Annotated in this window: 17 protein-coding genes; 5 read left to right on the top strand and 12 right to left on the bottom strand. The window is 63.6% G+C overall.

Annotated features, from left to right (window positions below):
* Positions 1–13: 13 nt before the first annotated feature.
* Entirely contained in the window at positions 14–517 is a 504-nt protein-coding gene (gene tssB / locus ACIQYU_RS17425; protein WP_241106553.1) for a type VI secretion system contractile sheath small subunit, read from the bottom strand.
* 276 nt (positions 518–793) lie between these two features.
* Between tssB and vasI the strand changes: the two genes are divergently transcribed.
* Genes vasI through tssM form a run of 3 tightly spaced genes read left to right on the top strand, consistent with a single transcriptional unit; the run spans position 794 to position 6,554 of the window.
* Positions 794–1,477: a type VI secretion system-associated protein VasI gene (gene vasI, locus ACIQYU_RS17420; RefSeq protein WP_325176039.1), complete on the top strand. Its 684-nt coding sequence runs from the start codon at positions 794–796 to the stop codon at positions 1,475–1,477.
* Entirely contained in the window at positions 1,465–2,931 is a 1,467-nt protein-coding gene (tssA, locus tag ACIQYU_RS17415; protein WP_207830472.1) for a type VI secretion system protein TssA, read from the top strand. Before vasI ends, tssA begins: the two co-directional genes overlap by 13 nt.
* The gene (tssM, locus tag ACIQYU_RS17410) at positions 2,928–6,554 is read left to right on the top strand and encodes a type VI secretion system membrane subunit TssM (protein WP_402801053.1); all 3,627 of its coding nucleotides are present in this window, start codon (positions 2,928–2,930) and stop codon (positions 6,552–6,554) included. The genes tssA and tssM overlap by 4 nt, the downstream gene beginning before the upstream one ends.
* A 3-nt stretch (positions 6,555–6,557) precedes the next feature.
* Here tssM and ACIQYU_RS17405 read toward each other — a convergent pair whose 3' ends face one another.
* The 4 genes from ACIQYU_RS17405 to ACIQYU_RS17390 are packed head-to-tail and all read right to left on the bottom strand — an operon-like array spanning position 6,558 to position 11,123.
* Positions 6,558–8,237, bottom strand: coding sequence for an FAD-dependent oxidoreductase (locus ACIQYU_RS17405; protein WP_402801050.1), 1,680 nt, complete (start codon positions 8,235–8,237; stop codon positions 6,558–6,560).
* Between the two features lie 33 nt (positions 8,238–8,270).
* Positions 8,271–8,591 (bottom strand): NIPSNAP family protein, encoded by a 321-nt coding sequence (locus ACIQYU_RS17400; protein ID WP_233694916.1) that lies wholly within the window; start codon positions 8,589–8,591, stop codon positions 8,271–8,273.
* Complete coding sequence (locus tag ACIQYU_RS17395; protein ID WP_233694915.1) at positions 8,576–10,309, bottom strand: FAD-dependent oxidoreductase; 1,734 nt, start codon at positions 10,307–10,309, stop codon at positions 8,576–8,578. The genes ACIQYU_RS17400 and ACIQYU_RS17395 overlap by 16 nt, the downstream gene beginning before the upstream one ends.
* 4 nt (positions 10,310–10,313) lie before the next feature.
* Positions 10,314–11,123 (bottom strand): shikimate dehydrogenase, encoded by an 810-nt coding sequence (locus ACIQYU_RS17390; RefSeq protein WP_207830465.1) that lies wholly within the window; start codon positions 11,121–11,123, stop codon positions 10,314–10,316.
* Between the two features lie 154 nt (positions 11,124–11,277).
* Here ACIQYU_RS17390 and ACIQYU_RS17385 point away from each other — a divergent pair, with 154 nt between their 5' ends.
* Positions 11,278–12,048: an IclR family transcriptional regulator gene (locus ACIQYU_RS17385; RefSeq protein WP_207830463.1), complete on the top strand. Its 771-nt coding sequence runs from the start codon at positions 11,278–11,280 to the stop codon at positions 12,046–12,048.
* A gap of 186 nt (positions 12,049–12,234) precedes the next feature.
* On the opposite strand, the gene ACIQYU_RS17380 is transcribed toward ACIQYU_RS17385, so the two are convergent.
* Genes ACIQYU_RS17380 through ACIQYU_RS17350 form a run of 7 tightly spaced genes read right to left on the bottom strand, consistent with a single transcriptional unit; the run spans position 12,235 to position 18,749 of the window.
* Positions 12,235–13,278: a polyamine ABC transporter substrate-binding protein gene (locus ACIQYU_RS17380; RefSeq protein ID WP_063913622.1), complete on the bottom strand. Its 1,044-nt coding sequence runs from the start codon at positions 13,276–13,278 to the stop codon at positions 12,235–12,237.
* Positions 13,275–14,408, bottom strand: a complete 1,134-nt coding sequence (locus ACIQYU_RS17375; protein WP_233694914.1) for an FAD-binding oxidoreductase — start codon at positions 14,406–14,408, stop codon at positions 13,275–13,277. The genes ACIQYU_RS17380 and ACIQYU_RS17375 overlap by 4 nt, the downstream gene beginning before the upstream one ends.
* Positions 14,405–15,763 carry an NAD(P)/FAD-dependent oxidoreductase gene (locus ACIQYU_RS17370; RefSeq protein ID WP_233694913.1) on the bottom strand — a complete coding sequence of 453 codons (1,359 nt, stop codon included), beginning with the start codon at positions 15,761–15,763 and terminating at the stop codon, positions 14,405–14,407. The genes ACIQYU_RS17375 and ACIQYU_RS17370 overlap by 4 nt, the downstream gene beginning before the upstream one ends.
* Positions 15,760–16,050, bottom strand: coding sequence for a (2Fe-2S)-binding protein (locus ACIQYU_RS17365; protein ID WP_207830453.1), 291 nt, complete (start codon positions 16,048–16,050; stop codon positions 15,760–15,762). The genes ACIQYU_RS17370 and ACIQYU_RS17365 overlap by 4 nt, the downstream gene beginning before the upstream one ends.
* A gap of 14 nt (positions 16,051–16,064) precedes the next feature.
* A complete protein-coding gene (locus tag ACIQYU_RS17360) occupies positions 16,065–16,859 on the bottom strand; it encodes an ABC transporter permease (protein ID WP_025339622.1) in 795 nt (264 codons plus the stop codon).
* A gap of 4 nt (positions 16,860–16,863) precedes the next feature.
* Positions 16,864–17,733: an ABC transporter permease gene (locus ACIQYU_RS17355; RefSeq protein ID WP_207830450.1), complete on the bottom strand. Its 870-nt coding sequence runs from the start codon at positions 17,731–17,733 to the stop codon at positions 16,864–16,866.
* Positions 17,730–18,749: an ABC transporter ATP-binding protein gene (locus ACIQYU_RS17350; RefSeq protein ID WP_207830448.1), complete on the bottom strand. Its 1,020-nt coding sequence runs from the start codon at positions 18,747–18,749 to the stop codon at positions 17,730–17,732. The genes ACIQYU_RS17355 and ACIQYU_RS17350 overlap by 4 nt, the downstream gene beginning before the upstream one ends.
* Positions 18,750–18,997: 248 nt before the next feature.
* On the opposite strand from ACIQYU_RS17350, the gene ACIQYU_RS17345 reads away from it, so the two are divergent.
* Entirely contained in the window at positions 18,998–19,825 is an 828-nt protein-coding gene (locus tag ACIQYU_RS17345) for an IclR family transcriptional regulator (protein WP_207830446.1), read from the top strand.
* Positions 19,826–20,189: the final 364 nt, after the last annotated feature.

Raw genomic sequence — 20,189 nt, 5'->3', positions numbered from 1 at the left:
ACGCTCCGTTGTCTCAGTCTTCTTTTGGCGCCTCGAGCACCAGGTCGAGTTCTTTCGCGAGTTGTTTGCGGGCTTGCTCGTTGTTCAACAGATGTTGCAGTTGCTTGCGGAAAGTTGGCACGTTGCCCAGCGGGCCTTTCAGGGCGACTAACGCCTCTCGCAGTTGAATCAGTTTGTTCAGCTCCGGCACCTGGCGAGCGATGCAATCGGGCCCGAAGTCGTTGATCGACTTGAACTGCAGATTGACCGCCAGTTCCGTATCCTGCGCTGCGCCGAGCATGGATGGCACCGACATATCCAGGCGCACCTCGGCATCGCTCAGCACATTGTTGAAGGTGTGTTTGTCAATACGCATGACCGTACGGTCTTCCAGGGCGCGGTTGTCATCCAGGCCGAAGTCGCCCAAAACAAGCATCTTGTGAGGTAGCTCTACTTCGGCTTGTTCCCCACTGGTGGCCGGTACGTATTTGATGTTGATGCGCTCTTGGGGCGCAACGGAGCCGGAGGACTTGCTCATTGACTGATATCCTTGAATGTTTCAGCTTATATGTAGGAAGTGTCCTACAAATTCGTGTGTAATAATAAACATGTGCCCTTGCTTAAGTCTGTTGGTGCATAAAAACCATGCGCTTTGAGTGTGGCGGGAGTCGAGTGAAAAGATGTAAGAAAATATTTGTTTGTGTTATCTCTTGGTGATGTACTAGGCTCCGGTCGATATCGTTCGGTTTGGTGTTTTGCACTTTGTTCGGTGTGGTTGGCTGATTTTGTAGGAAAGTGCGACTTATCATGTGGGATGTGTTTACTATTTCAAAAAGAGAGTGGACTCAAGATGATTGCCCGCTATTCCTGTGGCATTGTTCTCTCGTTGATGTTTGGTCTGCCGCCGGTGTTGGCGAGCCCAGTGCGGGACTGCCCTAGAATTGTGTCTAACGTGGAGCGTCTGGCTTGCTTTGATGAAGCAGCGAATACGCCTGCATATGTAACAAAGCGGCAGTGGTCAGCACCCGAGCAAGAGGCACCCAGTGTGCTACGAGTAATGGCAAACGAAACCGCGCGAGGGCCAGATGACCTGACCTTCCTCGCAAGTACGGATGAGGGGGATTGGCGGTTGCACGGGCTGGTGATATCAGCACCGGCAATTGCATCGGCTGACCTACGCCCGTACCTGGCTATCAGCTGCGTGGAGGGCATCTCCAGGCTGCAGTTGATCAGCGCCCAGCCCCTGGACGCGAGATGGGTGAAGGTGCAGTTGCAGGGGATGCGTGGATCCACGGTTGCAAGGCCCTGGCAGGTGATGGAGAACGGCCAGGTGCTAGATGCGGGGCGGGGCCTGCCAGCCATCGAGCAGATCAAGAAGTTGATCGGGGCTGAACGCATACGGCTGCTCAGTGATAACCCCGAGGTTGATGGCCTTGTGTTCGATGCCCAGGGGCTGGACCCATTGATCAGCAAGGCGCGTAGCACATGTCGCTGGTAACTGGGTGGGGGGAAGAGCAACTTACCCGGTTGCTTATGCCGATCGATCCGGCAGTACCGGCTGGCCTGTTCGACATGGAGGACGAAACCTACCAGGCCATTGACCAGGAGATGGTCAAGCTGGGCGGGCTACAGGAGGCTTCAATCGACTGGAGCTACATCGAAGAGGCGTCCTGTCAGTATCTGGGCCAGCAGTGCAAGCACTTGCGGATCGTCGCACACCTGAGTGTCGTGTGGCTGCGCAGCGGTTGTTGGGAGCGCTGGAGCGTCACCTTGGCGTTACTTGCCGGGATGGTGGAGCGCTATTGGGAAGCCGCTCATCCAAAACCGGGGCCCAAAGGCTTCCTGGGCAAACGCAAGCTGGTTGGCCTTGTGCTTAATCGCTTGATCGAAGCGCTGCCGCGCCTTGACCGTTTCACGTACAGCCCTGCTCATGGAATGGCCGCACAGGATGCGTTGACGCGTTTGATGCAGCAACAAGACGGCGCACAACTGGATGCGGCTGTTCTGAGCAGGCTGGAGCGGCTGTTACTTGAACACACGGACCTTGCCAATGGTGTTGGCGAGGCTGCTGCGCCCATCTCCCCGATTGCAAGCAGCCAGCCAGCGTCGCTGGCCGATGTCATTGCAAGGCCAGTGCCCCGGGCTTCAATTGGCAACGAGCGCGAAATGCGGCGTGCCGTGTTGAATATGGCCGAGCTCATCAATCAACAGGATCCCTACGACCCGGTTGGCTACCAACTGCGTCGCTTCGGCTTATGGGCCCATATCCAGACCGCGCCTGCAGTCAAACAGCGGCACTGCACGGGACTGATAGCGGTACCGCCGGAAGTTGTCGCTGGTTACGAAAATGCTGCAGCTGGCACTTCGATTGATGTTGCGTTACTGCATCGGATCGAGAAAAGCATCACGGCGGCCCCTTACTGGATCCGCGGGAGCTTCCTGGCTGCGACTGTAGCGTCACAGTTGGCGATGACCGAGGTCAGCGAGGCCATTCGTAGCACGACCGCGCGGTTTGTACAGCGCCTTCCTTCGTTACAGCAACTGTGCTTCAGCGATGGCACGGTGTTCGTCGATGGCCAATGTCTGGCTTGGCTCAAAGGCAGAGAAAGAGTGGCTGACCAAGGCGCTGCCTTTCAAGAGTTCCGCAGTCTGCGGGAGGAACTCATCTCTCAGCTGGAGGGTATCGGTGTAGAGCAGGTTCTCTTGAGGCTGCAAGGGATGCAAGCAGATCTCCATTCCCCTCGTGAACGCTCCCACACCACGCTCATCGCCGCCGATTTGCTGACGACGCGAGGCGTTTCCTGGTTGGCCCGGGAATTGTGCGTCGGAGTAGCCCGGACGATGCAGCAAACCACTGCTGCTGCCTGGGAACCCGAGGTTTTCCAAGGGCTCCAGCACTATGCGACATCTTCAGCATTGGCAGATCAGAACAAGGATCCGGAGCCCTCATGAATACACTATGGAAACAACTCAAACGCTGGGGCTTGCCCCTGGTTACCCGCATTGGCCTGGCGATGCCGTTGCTGCTCGGGCTTGGCGCCGTGCTGATGCTGATCGCCATCTGGTGGCTCGGGCCGCAATGGACGTGGGGTGAGCAACAGCCGCTAGCCGATGTGGCTCATCGCATCGTGGCGAGCCTGGTGCTTGTGGTGGTACCGCTACTTTGCGGGCTTATTGTATTAAGCATGCGCTTTCGTCAGCTGCAAGCGGAACGCAAGGAGGCGGTGGCCGTCGAACTGGATCGCGCGTTACCGCTTGTCCACGCCCAAGAGAAGGCATTGAACCAGGGGCTTGCGCGATATCTCGACAGTGCCGGCGGGCGCAGAGCCTTGTACCGGTTGCCGTGGTACCTGGTGTTGGGTGATGAACACTCCGGCAAGAGCAGCTTCGTTGAGCGTACCGACCAGAATTTTTCCCTGTCCCGCATCGACCGCGCCCAGGCGCGCGGCCACCAAGTTGAAGTGCTTGCCTACCCGGTAGGCTGGTGGGTCAGCAATGACGCGGTGATTATCGACCCACCTGGTGTTTTCATCCGCCAGGAAGCATCGGCAGGCTCGTTATCCGAGCACTCGAAAGCCCCTGAATCTTCCCTGCCGCCCGGAACTCCAGCCAAACTGTGGAACCACCTGCTGGAATGGCTATTGCAAAATCGAAGTCAGAGAGCCCTCAATGGATTAGTGCTGGTCATCGACCTGCCGGCACTGGTTCATGGCACGTCCGAGCAACGTATCGCTTTGGCCCATGTCCTGCGCGCACGTCTGTACGAGGTGAGTAGTCAGCTTGGTTCGCGCCTGCCATTGTATGTGGTGCTATCCAAATTCGATCTGCTGGATGGCTTCGACCAGCTCTATAGCAAGCTCTCGGTCTCCCGGCGGGAGAAACTGCTGGGGTTCACGTTCAAACTGGATGCGGTCGATTCGTTCGACGCCTGGTTGGACGAATACGATGAATGCTACGGTCGCTTGGTCAGGGGGCTGTTCGAGCAGGTATTTGACCAACTTGACGGTCTGGGCAGTGCACCGCTCCGGGCGCGGCTGTTCTCCTTGCATGCGCAACTGGTTGGCCTGCGCCTGATATTGCTGGGCTTCCTGCGTGAAACGTTGGCGAGCGATCGGTTCACCACACCTGCATTGGTACGTGGCGTCTATTTTTCGTCGGTCGTGCAGCAAGGCGACATGCTCAATGCATTCGTTCGTGAGGCGGCACAACCCTACGAGACAAAGCTCCCCCTACGTGAAGGCAAGGCGCAAGGCAAGTCATTGGTCTACTTCATTCAGCAGTCCTTCCGAAGAGTCATCTACCAGGAGGCCGGCCTCGCTGGCGACAATGTCAGGGTGGCACGTAACAAGCGCCAGTTGTTATGGATGGGTTCCGGTGTAGGGGTCCTGGCGTTCTGTGTCGTCATTGCCACCTGGCAGCGCTATTTCGATATCAACGGCACCAAGGCAGCCAGCGTGCTTGCCAAGAGTCGGGAGTACAGCCGTCACCAGGTGGACCAGCGCCTGGACCCGACCGGGCGCAACTTGCTGGAGCCACTGGACCAGATCCGTGATGCAGTAGTGGTATTTGGCGATTATCGAGCGGCCTGGCCGGGTGTTGCTGAATTTGGCCTGTACCAGGGGCGCACCATTGGCCCCTCGATCGATGAGGCCTACCTGAGCATGCTCTCCAAGCGCTTCTTGCCGGCCTTGGCCAGTGGCGTGATCGACGCCATGAACGCGGCTTCCCCAGGCAGTGAGCAGCAGATGGCCACGCTCAGGGTGTACCGGATGCTCGAAGATCGCCAGAACCGCCGGCCAGGATGGGTTGAGGACTGGATGGCCCGCCAGTGGCAACAGGCTTTCCCGGGCCAGGGGCAACTGCAGCGCAACCTCATGCAACATCTGAAATACGCCTTGGCCTATGCCGATACCGATCTGCCACAGTACCGCCAGCGGGTCGCCGACGTGCAGCAGACCTTGCGCAAGGTGCCGCTGGCGGAGCGGGTCTATGCAAGCCTCAAACAACAGGCCCAGGAGCAGCTGCATACAGGCTTGGACCTGCGTCATCAGGTGGGGCCAGCATTCGATGTGGTCTATCAGCAGGCTTCTGGCTCCAGGCTGGGTGATGATGGTGTCTTGCTTGCGCCCATGCTCACTGCCAGAGGCTTCAAGGAATACTTTGAACCGCGTAGCCAGCGGTTCGCCGAGATGGCGATGATCGACCAGTGGGCGTTGGGCGAGCGAGGTCAGCTCGATTACTCGGACACCGACCGTGATGTGCTGACAGAACGCCTGCGCAGCCTGTACAGCACCGATTACATTGACAGCTGGCGGCGTGCCTTGAATGCCTTTTCGGTGGCTGATTTCCGTGATCTGGACCATGGTGTCGCCATCCTGGAGCAGTTGACCGGGCCCGCTGCTCCGCTGCATCGGCTACTGGATACGGTGAGGGACAACACTGCGCTTTCATTGCCAGTGGGCCTTGATATACCGAGCGAGGCAAAAGCGCTTCGACCAGCAAGCAGCAAGCCCGAGATGCAGCAAGCGTTGGCCATCCACCGGGCATTTTCGGGCCTGAGTGCCATGTTGCAGGCAGCAGGTGAAAAACCGAGCTACTACGATGAGACCCTAGCCGCCATCGTGGCCGTACATGACTACGCCAAGGCAGTGCAGGACAGCCCGGACCGAGGCAAGGCCGCTCTGCAAGCCGTGCATCAGCGCTTCTCGATGACAGGGCACGACCCGATCAGTACCTTGCAACGAGTGGCGACGGGCTTGCCGGAACCCGTCAACCACCAAGTCCGAAAGGTGGCGGATCAGACTGCGCAAGTGCTGAACGTTGAAGCGCTGCGCGAGTTGGAGCGCCGCTGGGATGCTGAGGTTTACAGTTTCTTCCAGCAGCGCCTGGCAGGCCGCTACCCCTTTGTGGTGAGGGCGCCCGATGCCTCCCTGGATGACTTTGAGGCATTCTTCGGGCCAAAGGGGCGTCTGCAACAGTTCAATGATCAGTACCTGAAGATCTTCCTGAAGGAAAACCTCGAAGCCCTGCAGTCCGGTCAGCACGGTCAGTCGCTGATTCGCGATGATGTGATCGAGCAGTTGGAGCTGGCTGAACGCATCCGCGAAACCTTCTTCGACCAGCGCGGCAACCTGAGCGTGCAGTTCAGTATTGAGCCGTTGGGGCTGAGTGCGAATCAACGCACCAGCTTGCTGGATCTGGATGGCCAGTTGATTTCCTACACTCATGGCCCAAGCCAGATCGCCGGTATCGTCTGGCCCAATACCCAAGGGCAGCAAGTGCGCAGCAACCTTACCTTGCTCAGGCAGAACGGCAATAGCAGCAGCCTGGAGTACCGCGGCCCTTGGTCGATGTTCCGCCTGCTCAGCCGTGGCTCGCTCAATGGGAGGACGGCAACCAGTGTGGATTTGAGCTTCAGAGCGGGTGACGGGGTGATGCGCTACCGGTTGAATGCCGAGAAAGCCTTTAACCCGATTACCCAGGAGCCTTTCAAGGGCTTCCGATTGCCACGAGGTTTGTTGCAACAGCCACCCAAGGTGGCGCAGGGGAGGCAGTCGGATGAGGCGCTGTTATGAAGATCAGGGCCGGTACAAACTCAACGCTCTACCAGCCAGGTAACCGAACGTCATCCCCGGCCCCAAGGTAATACCGCCACTCGGGTAATACCCGCCCATCACGCTGTGCATGTCGTTGCCCACCGCATACAGCCCAGGAATCGGCTGCATTGCATGGTCCAGCACGCGGGCGGTACTGTCTGTTGCCAGGCCGGCAAAGGTACCCAGGCTGCCCGGCAACAGTTTCACGGCGTGATACGGCCCGTCCAGCAATGGTCGCAGCGATGGATTGGGTACCTGCAACGGCTCGCCCTGGGCCCGGTTGTAAGCCGATACGCCACGCTGGAAAAGCGGATCTTCACCCCAGGCTGCATGGCGGTTGAAGCCATCCACCGTGCGCTGCAACTGCTCGGCATCGATCCCGCAGCGCTGCGCCAGTTGCGCCAGTGTGCGACCGCTGTGCAGGTAACCGCAGCGCTGATAGTGGCGGGTGGAGAAAGGGAAGGGCTTGGCCCAGCCGATACCATAGCGACGTTGCGCGGCGTGGTCGCAGATCAGCCAGGCTTCCGGCGCTTCCCCCTGCGGCGTGGCGGCGAACAGCGCGTTCATGAAGTCGTGGTAGCAATCGGCCTCGTTGACGAAGCGCCGGCCATCGCGGCGCACGGCGATGAAGCCGGGCTTGGCGCGGTCGATCAAGTGCGGGAAATGGCCGAAACTGCCATCGCTGCGCGGTACCCGTGACACAGGCGCCCAGGCACCCGCATGGGCCGTAGTCGACTGGACCAGGCCACCAACCTGTTCGCCCAGGCGCAAGCCGTCACCGCTGTTTTCCCTGGGTGCTGCGGAGTAATGCTGGGTACCGTCCGGCGCATGGGGCATCACTTGCGCGATGCGCTGGCGATCATGCGCAAAGCCACCGCAGGCCAGCACCACACCGCGGCGGGCATGGATCACCTGGCCGTCGGCAAACTGCGCGCCCCTGACCCGGCCTTCGCCCAGCAGGCGGCTGGCCGGCTTGTCGGTCAGTAGCGTCACGCCAAGGTCCAGGGCGCTGCGCAGCAGGCGTGCCACCAGCGCGTTGCCATTGACCAGTTGCAGCCCGCGCCGGTGCAGCAGCAGGTCGCGGGCATGGCGCAGCAGGCGCTTGCCCACATGCAGCGCCGCCTTGGGCGAGCGCGTGGCGTTGAAGAAGGCGGCCATGTCGGCGCCGCCGGCAATGCCCATGCCGGCCAGGCTGACGATGTCCAGCGGTGGGCGCAGCTTGTGCAGCCAGGGCCCGAGCAGGCGCCCGTCGTATGGCAGTGCGCACAGCGAACGGCCACCGCGTGCGCTGCCGTCGCCTTCGCGCATGTCGGGCATGCGGCTGCCGGACTGGAACTGGACGGCAGTGTGCTGCTGAAAGAACGCTACCATCTCCGGGCCGTGACGCAGGAAGGCGAGCTGGCGCGGGTCCAGGTCGCTGACGTGGGTTTGCGCGCGCAGGTAGCGCTCCGGGGCATCGTCGCGCTCGACGATGCCTTCGGCGATGGCCAACGGGTTGCGCGGTATCCACAGCCATCCCCCCGACCAGGCGCTGGTGCCGCCCAGCTGGCTGGCTTTTTCCGCGACGATCACCTGCAGGCCGTGATGTGCGGCAGTAACGGCGGCAGCCAGGCCAGAGGCGCCGGCGCCGATGACGAGTACGTCACATTCGAGGGGTTGCATGGTGGGGTTCCGCTCAGGTGTTGGAGGAAGGTTTTACTGCAGCGGTGAAAAACCGGTGGGCCGCAGCAGTCGCGACTGCAAGCGCAGCACCGCGCCCAGCTCGCGGTTACGCCGTGAGAACTCTGCCCAACGCGGGTCCGCTGCCATGGCTGTACGGCGTGCCATGCGCTCGTCGAGGCTGGCATAGCCCCAGATATGCACCACTTGGTTGACCTCGCCGAACTCGCTGGTGAAAAAGCCGACCAGGTTACCCAGGTGCTCGCTTTGCACCTCCAGCGCGTGGTTTTGATACAGGCTCAGCCAGTCGGCCATTTTCAGTGGGTCGAGGGTGTAGGTTCTCAGTTCGTAGTACATGCTGGGGTCTCCATGTGGGTGGTCGGCGCCTGCAGGCGCGCGGCGATGTGGTTGGCAGCGAGCCAGCCGAAGGTGAGGGCAGGGCCCAGGGTGATACCGGGGCCGGGGTAGGTGCCTTTCATCAGTGAGTTCATGTCGTTGCCGACTGCATACAGCCCGGTAATGGGGTGACCGTTGCGGTTCAGCACGTTGGCATCGGCGTTGGTCACCAGGCCGCGGGCCGAGCCGAGGTCGCCGGTGTGGAGGCGGATGGCGTAGAACGGTTCGCGGGTCAGCGGCGCCAGGCAGGGGTTGGGCATGTGTTGTGGGTCGCCCATGTAGCGGTTGTAGCTGTTGCCGCCTTTGCCGAACGCGCGGTCGATGCCGTTACGGGCGTCGGTGTTGAACTGTTCCAGGGTCTGCATGAACACCTGTGGGTTCACGCCGATGGCCTGGGCCAGGGCCTGCGCGGTTGCGGCGCGGTGCAGGTAGCCAGCGTCGATCAATGCCTGGTTGTCCACCGGCTTTGGCCGCGCCAGGCCCAGGCCGTAGCGGTTCATTGCCTCGGCATCGCAGACCAGCCAGCAGCTGGCAATGCCGTTGGCGAACATGGTCTGCACGAAGTGGTGATAGGAGTCGGACTCGTTGACGAAGCGTCGCCCGTCCGGGTTCACCGCGATCACGCCCGGTTTGGCACGGTCGGTGACCAGGTGCGGGAAGCGCTCACGCTCGCCACTGGCATGGCGCAGTTCGGAAACCGGCGCCCAGAAGAAGTTGGCTGCCAGGCCCTCACCCTGGGCTGCGGCCACGGCTTGGCCAAGGCGCAGGGCAGCACCGTCATTGGTGGGCGGTGACATGCTCAGGTGCGGCGTTGGCTGGGCGGGCCGGTAGCTGTCGGCGAGTGCGCCTGCAGCGAACCCGCCCATGGCGCACACCACACCGCCACGGGCCAGCACCCGTTCACGGCGCCCTTCGCGTTGCACCACCACGCCGGTGACCACGCCGCGTTCGACGATCAGCTCCACGGCTTCGCTGCGCAACCACAGCTGCGTGCCATGGGCGAAGGCGCTGCTGGCCAGGCGGGCGATCAAGGCGTTGCCGGTGGTAAGCCGCGTGCCGCGTGGGTGGTGCAAGCGGTCCCGTGCGTAACGCGCCATCAGCTTGAGGCAATGCCACAGCGACCTGGGCGAGCGGCGAATACTGAGAAAATGCTGGATATCCACGCGGTTGACCATCATGCCGCCGAACAGCAACATGCCGGGCGGCGGCATCTTCAGGTTCTTGAAGTGCGGGCCGAGCTGCTTGCCGTCGTACTCGACCATCTCCAGCGCCCGGCCAAACTGAGTGGCGCCAGGTGCGTCCGGGTAGTAGTCCGGCGAGTGCGGGCGCAGGGCGTAGCGCAGTTCGGTGTTCTGCTCCAGCCAGCGCAGCGCCTGGTGGCCATGCTCGATGAAGGCGTCGACCAGGGCGGGGTCGTAGCCGTCGCCAATGACCTGCTTGAGGTAGGTGCGGATGGCCTCGGGGGAGTCCACCGCACCTGCAGCGCGGGCTTGATCGGTACCATAGAGCCACACCGCCCCGCCGGAAATCGCCGAGGTGCCGCCAAAGTGCTCGGCCTTTTCCACCACCAGCACTTTCAACCCACGGCGGGCGGCCGTGGCGGCAGCGGCAAAGCCTCCGGCGCCGCTACCCAGCACGACCAGGTCAAAACTGTGTTGCGCGTGTTCAAGCGTCGGCATGGCTTCAGATCTCCAGCGGCGTGACGCCCATGAAGGCGCCCAGGTGGCCGAGTTGGGCGAAGGCCATTTCCGGGCCGGTCTGCACCGCGCAGCCAACCTGGCGTGCCCGGTTCAGCAGCGGGGTGATCTCGGGCGAGGTGACCACGTCGGCGACCAGGGTTTCGGCTTGCAAGGTGGCGAGCAGTGCGGCAGGCAGCGGCAGCTCCGCGCTGCCGCCCATGCCGACCGGGGAGGCGTTGACCAGCAGATCGAAGCCTTCCAGCCCGTCGACCCGGGTGGCGATTTCGACCGTGGGGAAGGCATTGCCGAGCAGTTCGCACACAGCGCCCATGCGCGCTGTGCTGGGGTCGCTGAGGGTGATGCTGGCGATGCCGGCCTCGCCCAGCGCATAGGCGATGGCACTGCCGACCCCGCCGCAACCGATCACCAATGCATGCTTGCCTGCCGGCTCGAAGCCATGTTTGCGCGCAGCACCGAGGAAGCCGGCGCCGTCCACGTTGTCGCCCATCAGGCGGCCGTCATGCTCACGGCGAATGACATTGACCGAGCCGAGGGCGGCTGCGCGCTCGCTCAGGCCGTCCAGGCGGCTGGCCAGCGCCTGCTTGTACGGCACGGTGACCACGCAACCGCGCAGGTTCTGCCAGCCGCGCAGGGTGCCGGCAAAGGTCTCCAGCGCGGCCTCCTGCAGGTCGATGGGCAGCATGGCGAGGTTGCAGTTGTTGTTGGCGAACCAGGTGTTGAAGTTTTCGGGGGACTTCACCTGGGCAATGGGCGAACCGACGATGGCGACCAGTTCAGTAGAACCACGAATCATGCTGACCTCCTTTTTGGCGTTGTTATGGAGGGCAAGGGTGAGGCAAGGGGGCATGGGCAACAATGCGCTGATCGGGTATTTAGTGCGATAATCGCATTGTCGATCCGGTTATCGCGTTAATCGGCTGAAATACCCCTGCTTGCGAGTCGAATAGATGAACACCCCCACTATCCACCCCCGTGACCTGATCGCCGGCTTGCAGAAAGGCCTGGCGCTGATGCAGCTGTTCAGCGCCGAGCAGCCGCGCCTGAGCGTGCCGCAGGCGGCCAGGTTGTCCGGCCTTACCCCCAGTGCCGCGCGGCGGTTTCTATTGACCTTGGTGCATGAGGGCTTTGCCGAAACCGATAGCCGTGAGTACTGGCTGACGCCCAAGGCGCTGCGCCTCGGCCAGGCGTATGTAGACTCGGCGCAGCTGCCGCGCATGCTGCGGCCGATCGTCGAGCAGGTGGCGCGGCAGACCCAGGAGCATGTGTCGGTGGGTACCCGTGATGGTGACGAGATCATCCACCTGGTGCGCAGCCGCTACAGCCATGTGGCCTCGTTGTCGATCAGGCCGGGATCGCGGGTGCCGATGTATTGCACCGCCGGCGGGCGTGTCTGGCTGGCCTGGCTGGATGAGGGGGAGCGGGATGGGTACTTTGCGCGTAACCCGCTGCGGGGGCTGACGCCTTATACGCAGACGGACCGGGTGCAGCTGGAGGCGGAGTTGCTGCGGGTGAAGGGGCAGGGGTTCTGTATCGTGGACCAGGAGTATGAAATCGGCATGCGCGTGCTGGGTGTGCCACTGCTGGACCGGGCTGGCCGGCTGAAAGCGACGTTGACCATCACCACCCATGCTTCGCGGTTGAGTGTGGATGAAATACGCTTGCGGTATCTGCCGACCCTGTACGAGGCGCAGGCGCTGTTGCGGCCGGTGCTGGATTGAGGCGTCAGGGTTTGGGTGCGTGTTGCCTTCTTCGCGGCTAAAGCCGCTCCCACAGGGTACGCGGACCGCTTGTGAATTCAGTTCTCTACCTGAAAGCGCAGCCCAAAGGGCTGGGTATCTCCCACAGGGAGCGCGCTTTGGTGCGGATATGCGCGGTACCTGTGGGAGCGGGCCAGGGGCCTCGGCTTATCTCTCGATCTGGCGATTCCAGCGGGCGTTCCATTCCGGGCGCTGGGTGTTGACCTGATCCCAGTCAATGGTCACGGCAGTCTGCAGGTAGGTCTGCATGGCCTCGACCTGGCCACGGGTCTTGTCGCTGGTTGGGGTGTTGGGGTTGGACGGGATCTGGTCACCCAGCTCCAGGGCCGGCGACTGCGCCTCGGGGCTGAGCAGGAACTCGGCGAGCTTCTGCGCAAGCTCCGGCTGGTCGTTGTTGGCCGTGACGCATTCTGCCTGGTTGAGCACCACGGCACCTTCCTTGGGCGCGGCGTACTCCACCGGGATGCCTTTGAGTTTCAGCGCCGTCACCTGGGTGGGGGTAAGCGGGAACAGCGCGGCTTCGTCGGTTTGCACCATTTCCGAGAGCTTGGCCGAGTTGGGGATGTACTCCAGCACGTTCGGGCCCACGTTCTTCTGCCAGGCCGTGAAGCCCGGGTTGACGTCGGTATCGCTGCCGCCGTGCAGGCGGTTGTACATCAGGAAACCATGCAGGCCGAAGGTGGACGATGCCATCGACTGGAACACCACCTTGTCCTTGAAGCGCGGGTCGGCCAGGTCGTTCCACGAGGTGGGCGCTGCCCAGCCTTTGGCCTTGAACAGGCGGCTGTTGTAGGCAAGCCCGGTCACGCCCAGGCTTACGGCCGCGGCCTTGTCCTTGATCAGGGCCTTTTCCGGCAACTGGGCCAAGGTCGGGTTGGGTTTGAGCGTGCTGCACAGGCCCATGCCGATGGCGCGGTACATGATGCCGTCATCCAGCACCATCACATGGATCGACGGCTTGTTCGGGGTGGCCTGGACCTTGGCCAGAATGTCGGCCGAGGTGCCGGGGACGATCACCACCTTTACCCCGTTGGCCTGCTCGAACCTTGGCAGGATGTCGTCGCTGAACAGCCGCTCCATGGTGCCGCCGTTCATGCCCAGGTACAGCGTGGGTTGGGCCATGGCGGGCAGGCAGGCGAACAGGCCGGGCACGGTGCAGAACAGGGCGAGCAAACGTTGCTTGTGCGTCATGACAGGTTTTCCTTGTGGTGGTGGGGCTGGAAACGCTTGATGGAAAAGGCCGCCAGGCTGAGTGCCGGCGCGCCGTGCAGGATGCATTGCGCCAATGCTTCACCAGCGGCCGGGCCAATCTGGAAGCCGGCACCGGCAAAGCCGAAGCCATGCAGCAGCCCGGGTTGGGACAGGCTGGGGCCGAGCACCGGTTCGTCATCGGGCAGGTAGCCCTCGGTGCCGCTCCAGGTGCGAATGGCCTGGGCGCCGGCCAATGCCGGGTACAGCTCGGTGGCATTGCGCAGGATGTCGAGTACTGCGGCCTGGCCTGGGCGTGCGGTGGTCGGGGTCAGGGCAAAACCGCGCCCGCCGCCCAGCACGCAGTTGCCACGCGTCACCTGGCGGGCGTAGATGCCGCCGCCTTCGACCCCGGTGCTGGCGGTCATGAACAGCGGCAGCGGCTCGGTGACCAGCATGGCCGGGTGGGCGGCGGTCAGCGGCACTGGCTCGCCGAACTGCTCGGCCAGTTGCGCCGACCAGGCACCGGCGCAATTCAGCAGCCAGGGTGCCTTGAAACACTCGCCGCTGCTGGTGTGTACGCTGAAGCGGTGGCCGTCGTGGCCCACCTGCAGTACCTTGCACTGCTCATGCACCTGGGCGCCGTTGCGCCTGGCCGCCTGGGCGAAGGCCGGTGACACCAGCCGTGGGTTGGCATGGCCATCTTCGGGGCAGTACGAGGCGCCGACGGCGATATCGCCTACCCAGGGGAAGCGCTGGCGCAGTTCGTGTCGTTCAAGCAGTTGCAAGCGCAGGTCAAAAGCCTGGGTACGCCGCGCATAGGCCTTCAAGGCATCGAAGTCGGTTTCGCTGCGTGCCAGCTTCAGGTGGCCACTGCGGGCGTATTCGCCGTCGATGCCGATCCACGCGCGCAACTGCCCCCAGATGGCATGGGCACGCATCGACAACGGCAGCTGGGCCAACGAGCGGCCCTGGCGGCGCACGCCGCCGTAGTTCACCCCGCTGGAATGCGAGCCGCAGAAGTCGCGCTCCAGCAATGCCACTTGCTGGTCAGCGCGGGCCAGGGTCAAGGCCGCGCTGCTGCCGATGATGCCGCCGCCGATGATGATGGCGTCCACTTCGATCAGCTTCATGGTTTTATCTCCAGGCCGAAGGGCAGGGGTTTGACCGGTGCCTGGCCGCGCAGGCGCCCGACCTGGTCAATGGCCCGACCGCTTTCGCAAGCGATCAGCTCAGCGGCAGCGGCACCGCACACCCGCCCCTGGCAGCGGCCCATGCCGACCCGGCACATGGCCTTGACGCGGTTGATTTCCCAGTGCCCGGCACGCACGGTGGCGCGGATTTCCCCGGCGCTGATCTGCTCGCAGCGGCACACGGTGAGCTGGTCCGGGGCCTGCCGGGCCCATTGCTCGGGAAATGGAAAGGCCTGCTCCAGCCCCTGGCGGAAGCGCAGCAGGGTGGCCAGGCGCTTTTCCAGTTGCTGCTGGCGTTGCGGATTGCCGGGCTTGCCGAGGTCGGCCAGCAGTGTCAGGGCGGCCAGTTCACCGGTCATCTCGGCACCGTCGGCACCGAGGATGCCAGCACCGTCGCCCGCCAGGTACACCCCGGGGCTGCTGGCCCGGCCCTGGGCATCACGTACTGGCAGCCAGGCGCGGTTGAGCGCGCTCCAGGCGAACTGGCAACCCAGCAGGTCGGCCAGTTGGGTTTCACTGCGCAGGGCGTGGGCGAATGCCACGGCGTCGCACGCCAGTTCATGTTGCTGGCCATTGTGCGACCAGCGTATACCGCTGGCCCGTTGTTCGCCGTCGATACCCAGCAGGGCCACGCCCTGGTGCACCGGTACACCCTGGCGGGCCAGCCAGGCGCGGTAGTAAAGGCCCTTGGCAAAGGTGCCCGGTTGCAGAAGCAGGCGTGGCAGGGCACGTACCTGGGCGCTGAACGGCGAGGTGTCGAGCACCGCGCTGACCGTAGCGCCGGCCTTGGCGTACTGGTACGCCACCAGGTACAGCAGCGGGCCGCTGCCGGCCAGCACCACCCGTTCACCGATCGCGCAGCCCTGGAACTTCAGGGCGATTTGCGCAGCGCCCAAGGTATAGACCCCGGGCAGGGTCCAGCCGGGTATCGGCAACACCCGGTCGGTAGCACCAGTGGCGACGATCACCCGGTCGAACGCCAGGCGGTCGGCCAACTGCCCCTGCTGCAGGGTATCCAGCACCTGCTCCTCGGCGTTCCACACCAGGGTTTCGGGGCGGTAGTCGATCTGCTCGCGTAACTGTTCGAGGGTGCTGTGCAGGGCCTGGGCCTTGTCAGCCTCGAAGCCATACAAGGCTTTGGCCGGACGGCGAAAGTTGGCTGGCTGCTGGCGGTAGATCTGCCCGCCGCCACGGCTGGCCTCGTCCAGCAGTATCGGGCGTATGCCTTGGGCCACCAGGGTTTGCGCGGCGCGGATGCCGGCCGGGCCGGCGCCGATGATCACGATCGCACTCATGGCTGGCGCCCCGGGTCGCGGGTCACGCAATGGCCCGGTTCCAGGAAGGTCGAGCAGGCACGTACCCGACGGCCATCCTGCAGGCGTACCCAGCAGTCCTGGCAGGCGCCCATCAGGCAGAAGCCGGCGCGTGGTTCGGCGCTGAAGTCGCTGCCGCGCAGGTGCCCGGCATTGGTCAGGATCGCCGTCAGCAGGGTATCGCCGTTCATGCCGTTGGCCGGTTGGCCGTCGAGCAGGAAGGGCAGTGGCTCGCGGTCGTGTTCGGCCACGCGCTTGAACAGGGGCATAGGGGCATTCCTTGTCATTGCTTGCCCACCAGCACGCGGTCCAGGCCATATACCCGGTCCAGGGCGACCATGGTCAGGGCGGTGACGGCGATCACCAGCGCAGAGACGGCGGCCATCATCGGGTCGATGGATTCGGTGGCATATACGTACATGCGCACTGGCAGTGTCTGGGTGGCGGGCGAGGTGACGAAGATCGACAGGGTCACTTCGTCGAAGCTGTTGATGAACGCCAGCAGCCAGCCGCCGGCCACGCCGGGCAGGATCATCGGCAGGGTGACCTTGCAGAACAGCGTCACCCGGCCAGCCCCCAGGCTTTGCGCGGCCTGTTCGGCGCTGCGGTCGATGCCGATGGCTGCGGCCAGTACCAGGCGCAGTACGTAAGGGGTGATCACCACCACATGGGCGAACACCAGCCAGGCGAAGCTGCCATTGACCCCCAGCAGGGCGAACAGCCGCAGCAGGGCCACACCCAGCACCAGGTGCGGGATGATGATCGGCGACAGCAGCAGGCCGTTGAGGAAACCTTGGCCGGGGAAGCTGTAGCGGGTGATCGCCAGGCCCGCCGGTACGGCGATCAGGGTGGCCAGCGAGGCAGCCAGGGCCGCGAGCTTCAGGCTGTTGTAGAACGCATCGAGGAAATCGGCACGCTCGAACACGGCGCTGAACCAGCGCAGCGAGAAGCCGGCGGTGGGCAGGCTCAGGGTGTTTTCCGGGGTGAATGCCACCAGGCACACCACCACCAGCGGGGCGAGCATGAACAGCATCACCAGGGCGTGAAAAGACAGGGCCAGCGGGCCGTTACGGGTCATGGGTTCAGACTCCAAGTGCGCGTTTGTAGCGGCGTTCGACCAGCCGGTTCCAGCTGAGCATCACCAGCAGGTTGATCAGCAGCAGGGCCACGGCGATGGTGGCACCCATCGGCCAGTTCAGTTCGGCCAGGTACTGGTCGTAGATCAGGGTGGCGACCATTTTCAGCCGGCGCCCGCCCAGCAGGCCGGGGATGGCGAACGAGCTGGCGGCCAGGCCGAACACGATCAGCGTGCCTGACAGCACGCCGGGCATGATCTGTGGCAGCACGATGCGGCGGAACACCGTCCACTGGCTGGCGCCCAGCGACAGCGCGGCCTGCTCGGCGGCCGGGTCGAGCTTCTGCAGCGAGGTCCACACCGGGATGATCATGAACGGGAGCATCACGTGGACCAGGCCGATGATCACCGCAAAGGGCGTATACAGCAGCTTCACTGGCTGCCCGCCGAGGGCGGTGATGCCCTGGTTGACCAGACCATCGGCGCCCAGCAGCAGGCTCCAGCCAAAGGCTCGCACCACCACCGAAATCAGCAGCGGCGTCAGCACCAGGATCAGGAAGATCGAGCGCCACGGCGCGCCCATGCGGCTGAGCACCAACGCTTCGGGAATGCCGATCAGCACGCACAGCAGGGTGACCAGGGCGCTGACCCAGAAGGTGCGCAGAAAGATCTCGTAGTAGTAGGTATCGGTCACCAGGCTCAGGTAATGGCCGAGGGTGTACTGGCCAGCCTGGATGCCGCTGCTGTAGTCGAACACGTTGAACGAAAGCAGCAGGGTCAGCCCCAGTGGCACCACCAGCAAGGCCAGGAACAACAGCAGGGCCGGGCTGCTCAGGCCGTAGCCCCAGGCGCTGCTGTGCAGCTTTGCCGCGCTCATGCCGCCACCTCGCCAGCGTTCAGCACCCGCAGCAGGGCATCGTTCCAGTCCAGGCCGACCTGTGTGCCTTCATCCAGCGGTGTGCTGCCGTCGTTGGCACGAACCACGGCCAGGTTGCCCAGGGCGGTGTCGACCCTGTACAGCCATTGGCTGCCGAGGAAGTAGCGGCAGCTGATGCGGCCTGCGAGCTTGCCGCTGCCGGCCGGGCCGAGGCTGATCTTCTCCGGGCGCAGGCTGAGGGTCAGTGGGCCCTGGGCATTCGCCTGTGGTTGCCCGCCGGGTCCGGTTACGCCGCGCAGGCGGTTGGCCTTGCCGACAAAGTCGGAAATGAAGGGTGTGCCTGGGTGTTCGTAGAGGCGGTAGGGGTCATCGACCTGGGTGATGCGCCCGGCCTCCATCACCACCACCCGGTCGCTGATCGACAAGGCCTCGGCCTGGTCGTGGGTGACCATCAAGGTCGTAATGCCGACTTCGTTCTGGATGCGGCAGATCTCGAACTGCATTTCTTCACGCAGGTGCGCGTCCAGGTTGGACAGCGGCTCGTCCAGTAGCAGCACCGGTGGTTCGATCACCAGTGCGCGGGCCAGGGCCACACGCTGGCGCTGGCCGCCGGAGAGCTCGCGTGGGTAGCGCTCGGCATGCTTGTCCAGGCGCACCAGCGCCAGGGCCTGGTCGACCCGGCGGGCGATGTCGGCGCTGGCCACCTTGCGCATGCGCAGGCCGAAGGCGACGTTGTCGCGCACGGTCATGTGCGGGAACAGTGCGTAGCTCTGGAACACCACGCCCAGGCCTCGGCTGGCCGGCTTGGCGTGGGTAATGTCGCGGCCGTCGAGGACGATGCGGCCGCTGGTGACCTCGACGAAGCCGGCAATCATTTGCAGGGTGGTGGTCTTGCCGCAGCCGGAAGGGCCTAGCAGGGAGACGAACTCGCCTTTTTCGATGGCGAGTGACGAGCTGGCCACTGCCTCCGTGGCGCCATAGCGCTTGCAAAGCTTGTCGATCAACAGAAAGGTCATGGCTGTGCTCCATCGCAAACGGAACCGGGGTCAACCGGCAGTTTCAGGGTGGGCAGAGCGCCAGCGGCGAAAAGCAAAGCTTTACGGACGTTGGCGCTCGCTGCTGTGGCGGCGGCCGATGTTGTGATATCGCCCTATGGACCGGAGAGTAGGGCAATGATTAGGATGTCGACAAAGGGTAATTTCACTCAGTGACAGCTATTTTGAAATTATTCCACTGACTGAAATTTGCAGGGGTTTAACGAAAAATGGATTCCGATAAACGAAACGAACAGGCCAGGGAAGTGGGTGTCAGTGCGGTGTCCCGTTTGTTCGCCGTGTTGCGAGCGCTGGGCGATTGCGGCGGCGAGGGTGAGAAGGTCAGCCAGCTGGCACAGCGGGTGGGCCTGGCGCAACCCACCACCCACCGTCTGTTGCGCAGCCTGATTGAAGAAGGCATGGTCGACCAGTGCGCGACCAGCAAGCGCTACCGCCTGAGCCTGGACTTCTTTGCCCTGGCGGCCAAGGCCGGGCAAGCGGGCAACCTGCGCGATGTGGTGCGCCCGAGCCTGCTGCGGCTGTCGGCCTCGCTGGGTGATTCGCTGTTCCTGCTGGCGCGTTCGGGGTTTGATGCGGTGTGCCTGGACCGTAGCGAAGGGCCATATCCGATCCGTACCTTCACTGGCGATATTGGCGGCCGTGTGGCCTTGGGCGTGGGGCAGGGCAGCCTGGCTATCCTGGCTTTCCTGCCAGAGGAGGAGCGTGACGAGGTGATCCGTTACAACCTGCCGCGGCTGAAGGATTTCCACCATTACGACGAAGTCATGTTGCGCGCCGAAATCGACAATGTGCGCAGCCTCGGCTATGCGGGGCGCAACACCGGTGTGCTCGATGGCATGGCCGGCCTGGCGGTGCCGATCCTCGATCGCAACGGCCATGCGGTGGCGGCCCTGAGCGTGGCGACCATCAGCGACCGCCTGGGGCCCAACCGCATGCCGACCGTGGTGGCGCTGCTCAAGCGTGAGGCGGCGGCGATTGGCGAGCGGATCAACCCGTTCGACCCGGTGCTGCGCCGGCCTTCGCATGTGTTTGGTTGAGGGCCATTTTGGTCAGGGCAGTTGTTTCTGCCGGTACGGGGCAAGCCCAGGGCCGGATGCTGCCCCTGTGGGAGCGGGTTCACCCGCGAAGCAGGCAACGCGGTGGATGGCACCGGCTTCGCCGGTGTTCGCGGGTGAACCCGCTCCCACACTGAACCGAGCAAACGTTCGAGGTGCTGGTCAGGGCAGTTGTTTCTGCCGGTACGGAGCAGGCCTGGGCCGGATGCTGTCCCTGTGGGAGCGGGTTTACCCGCGAAGCAGGCAACGTGGTGGATGGCACCGGCTTCGCCGGTGTTCGCGGGTGAACCCGCTCCCACACTGAACCGAGCAAACGTTCGAGGTGCTGGTCAGGGCAGTTGTTTCT

It is taken from the genome of Pseudomonas sp. NPDC096925 (assembly GCF_044762545.1).
In the GTDB taxonomy this organism is placed as follows: Bacteria; Pseudomonadota; Gammaproteobacteria; order Pseudomonadales; family Pseudomonadaceae; genus Aquipseudomonas.
The sequence above is the reverse complement of the archived record's forward strand: the minus strand, read 5'-3'. Positions and strand labels throughout refer to the sequence as shown.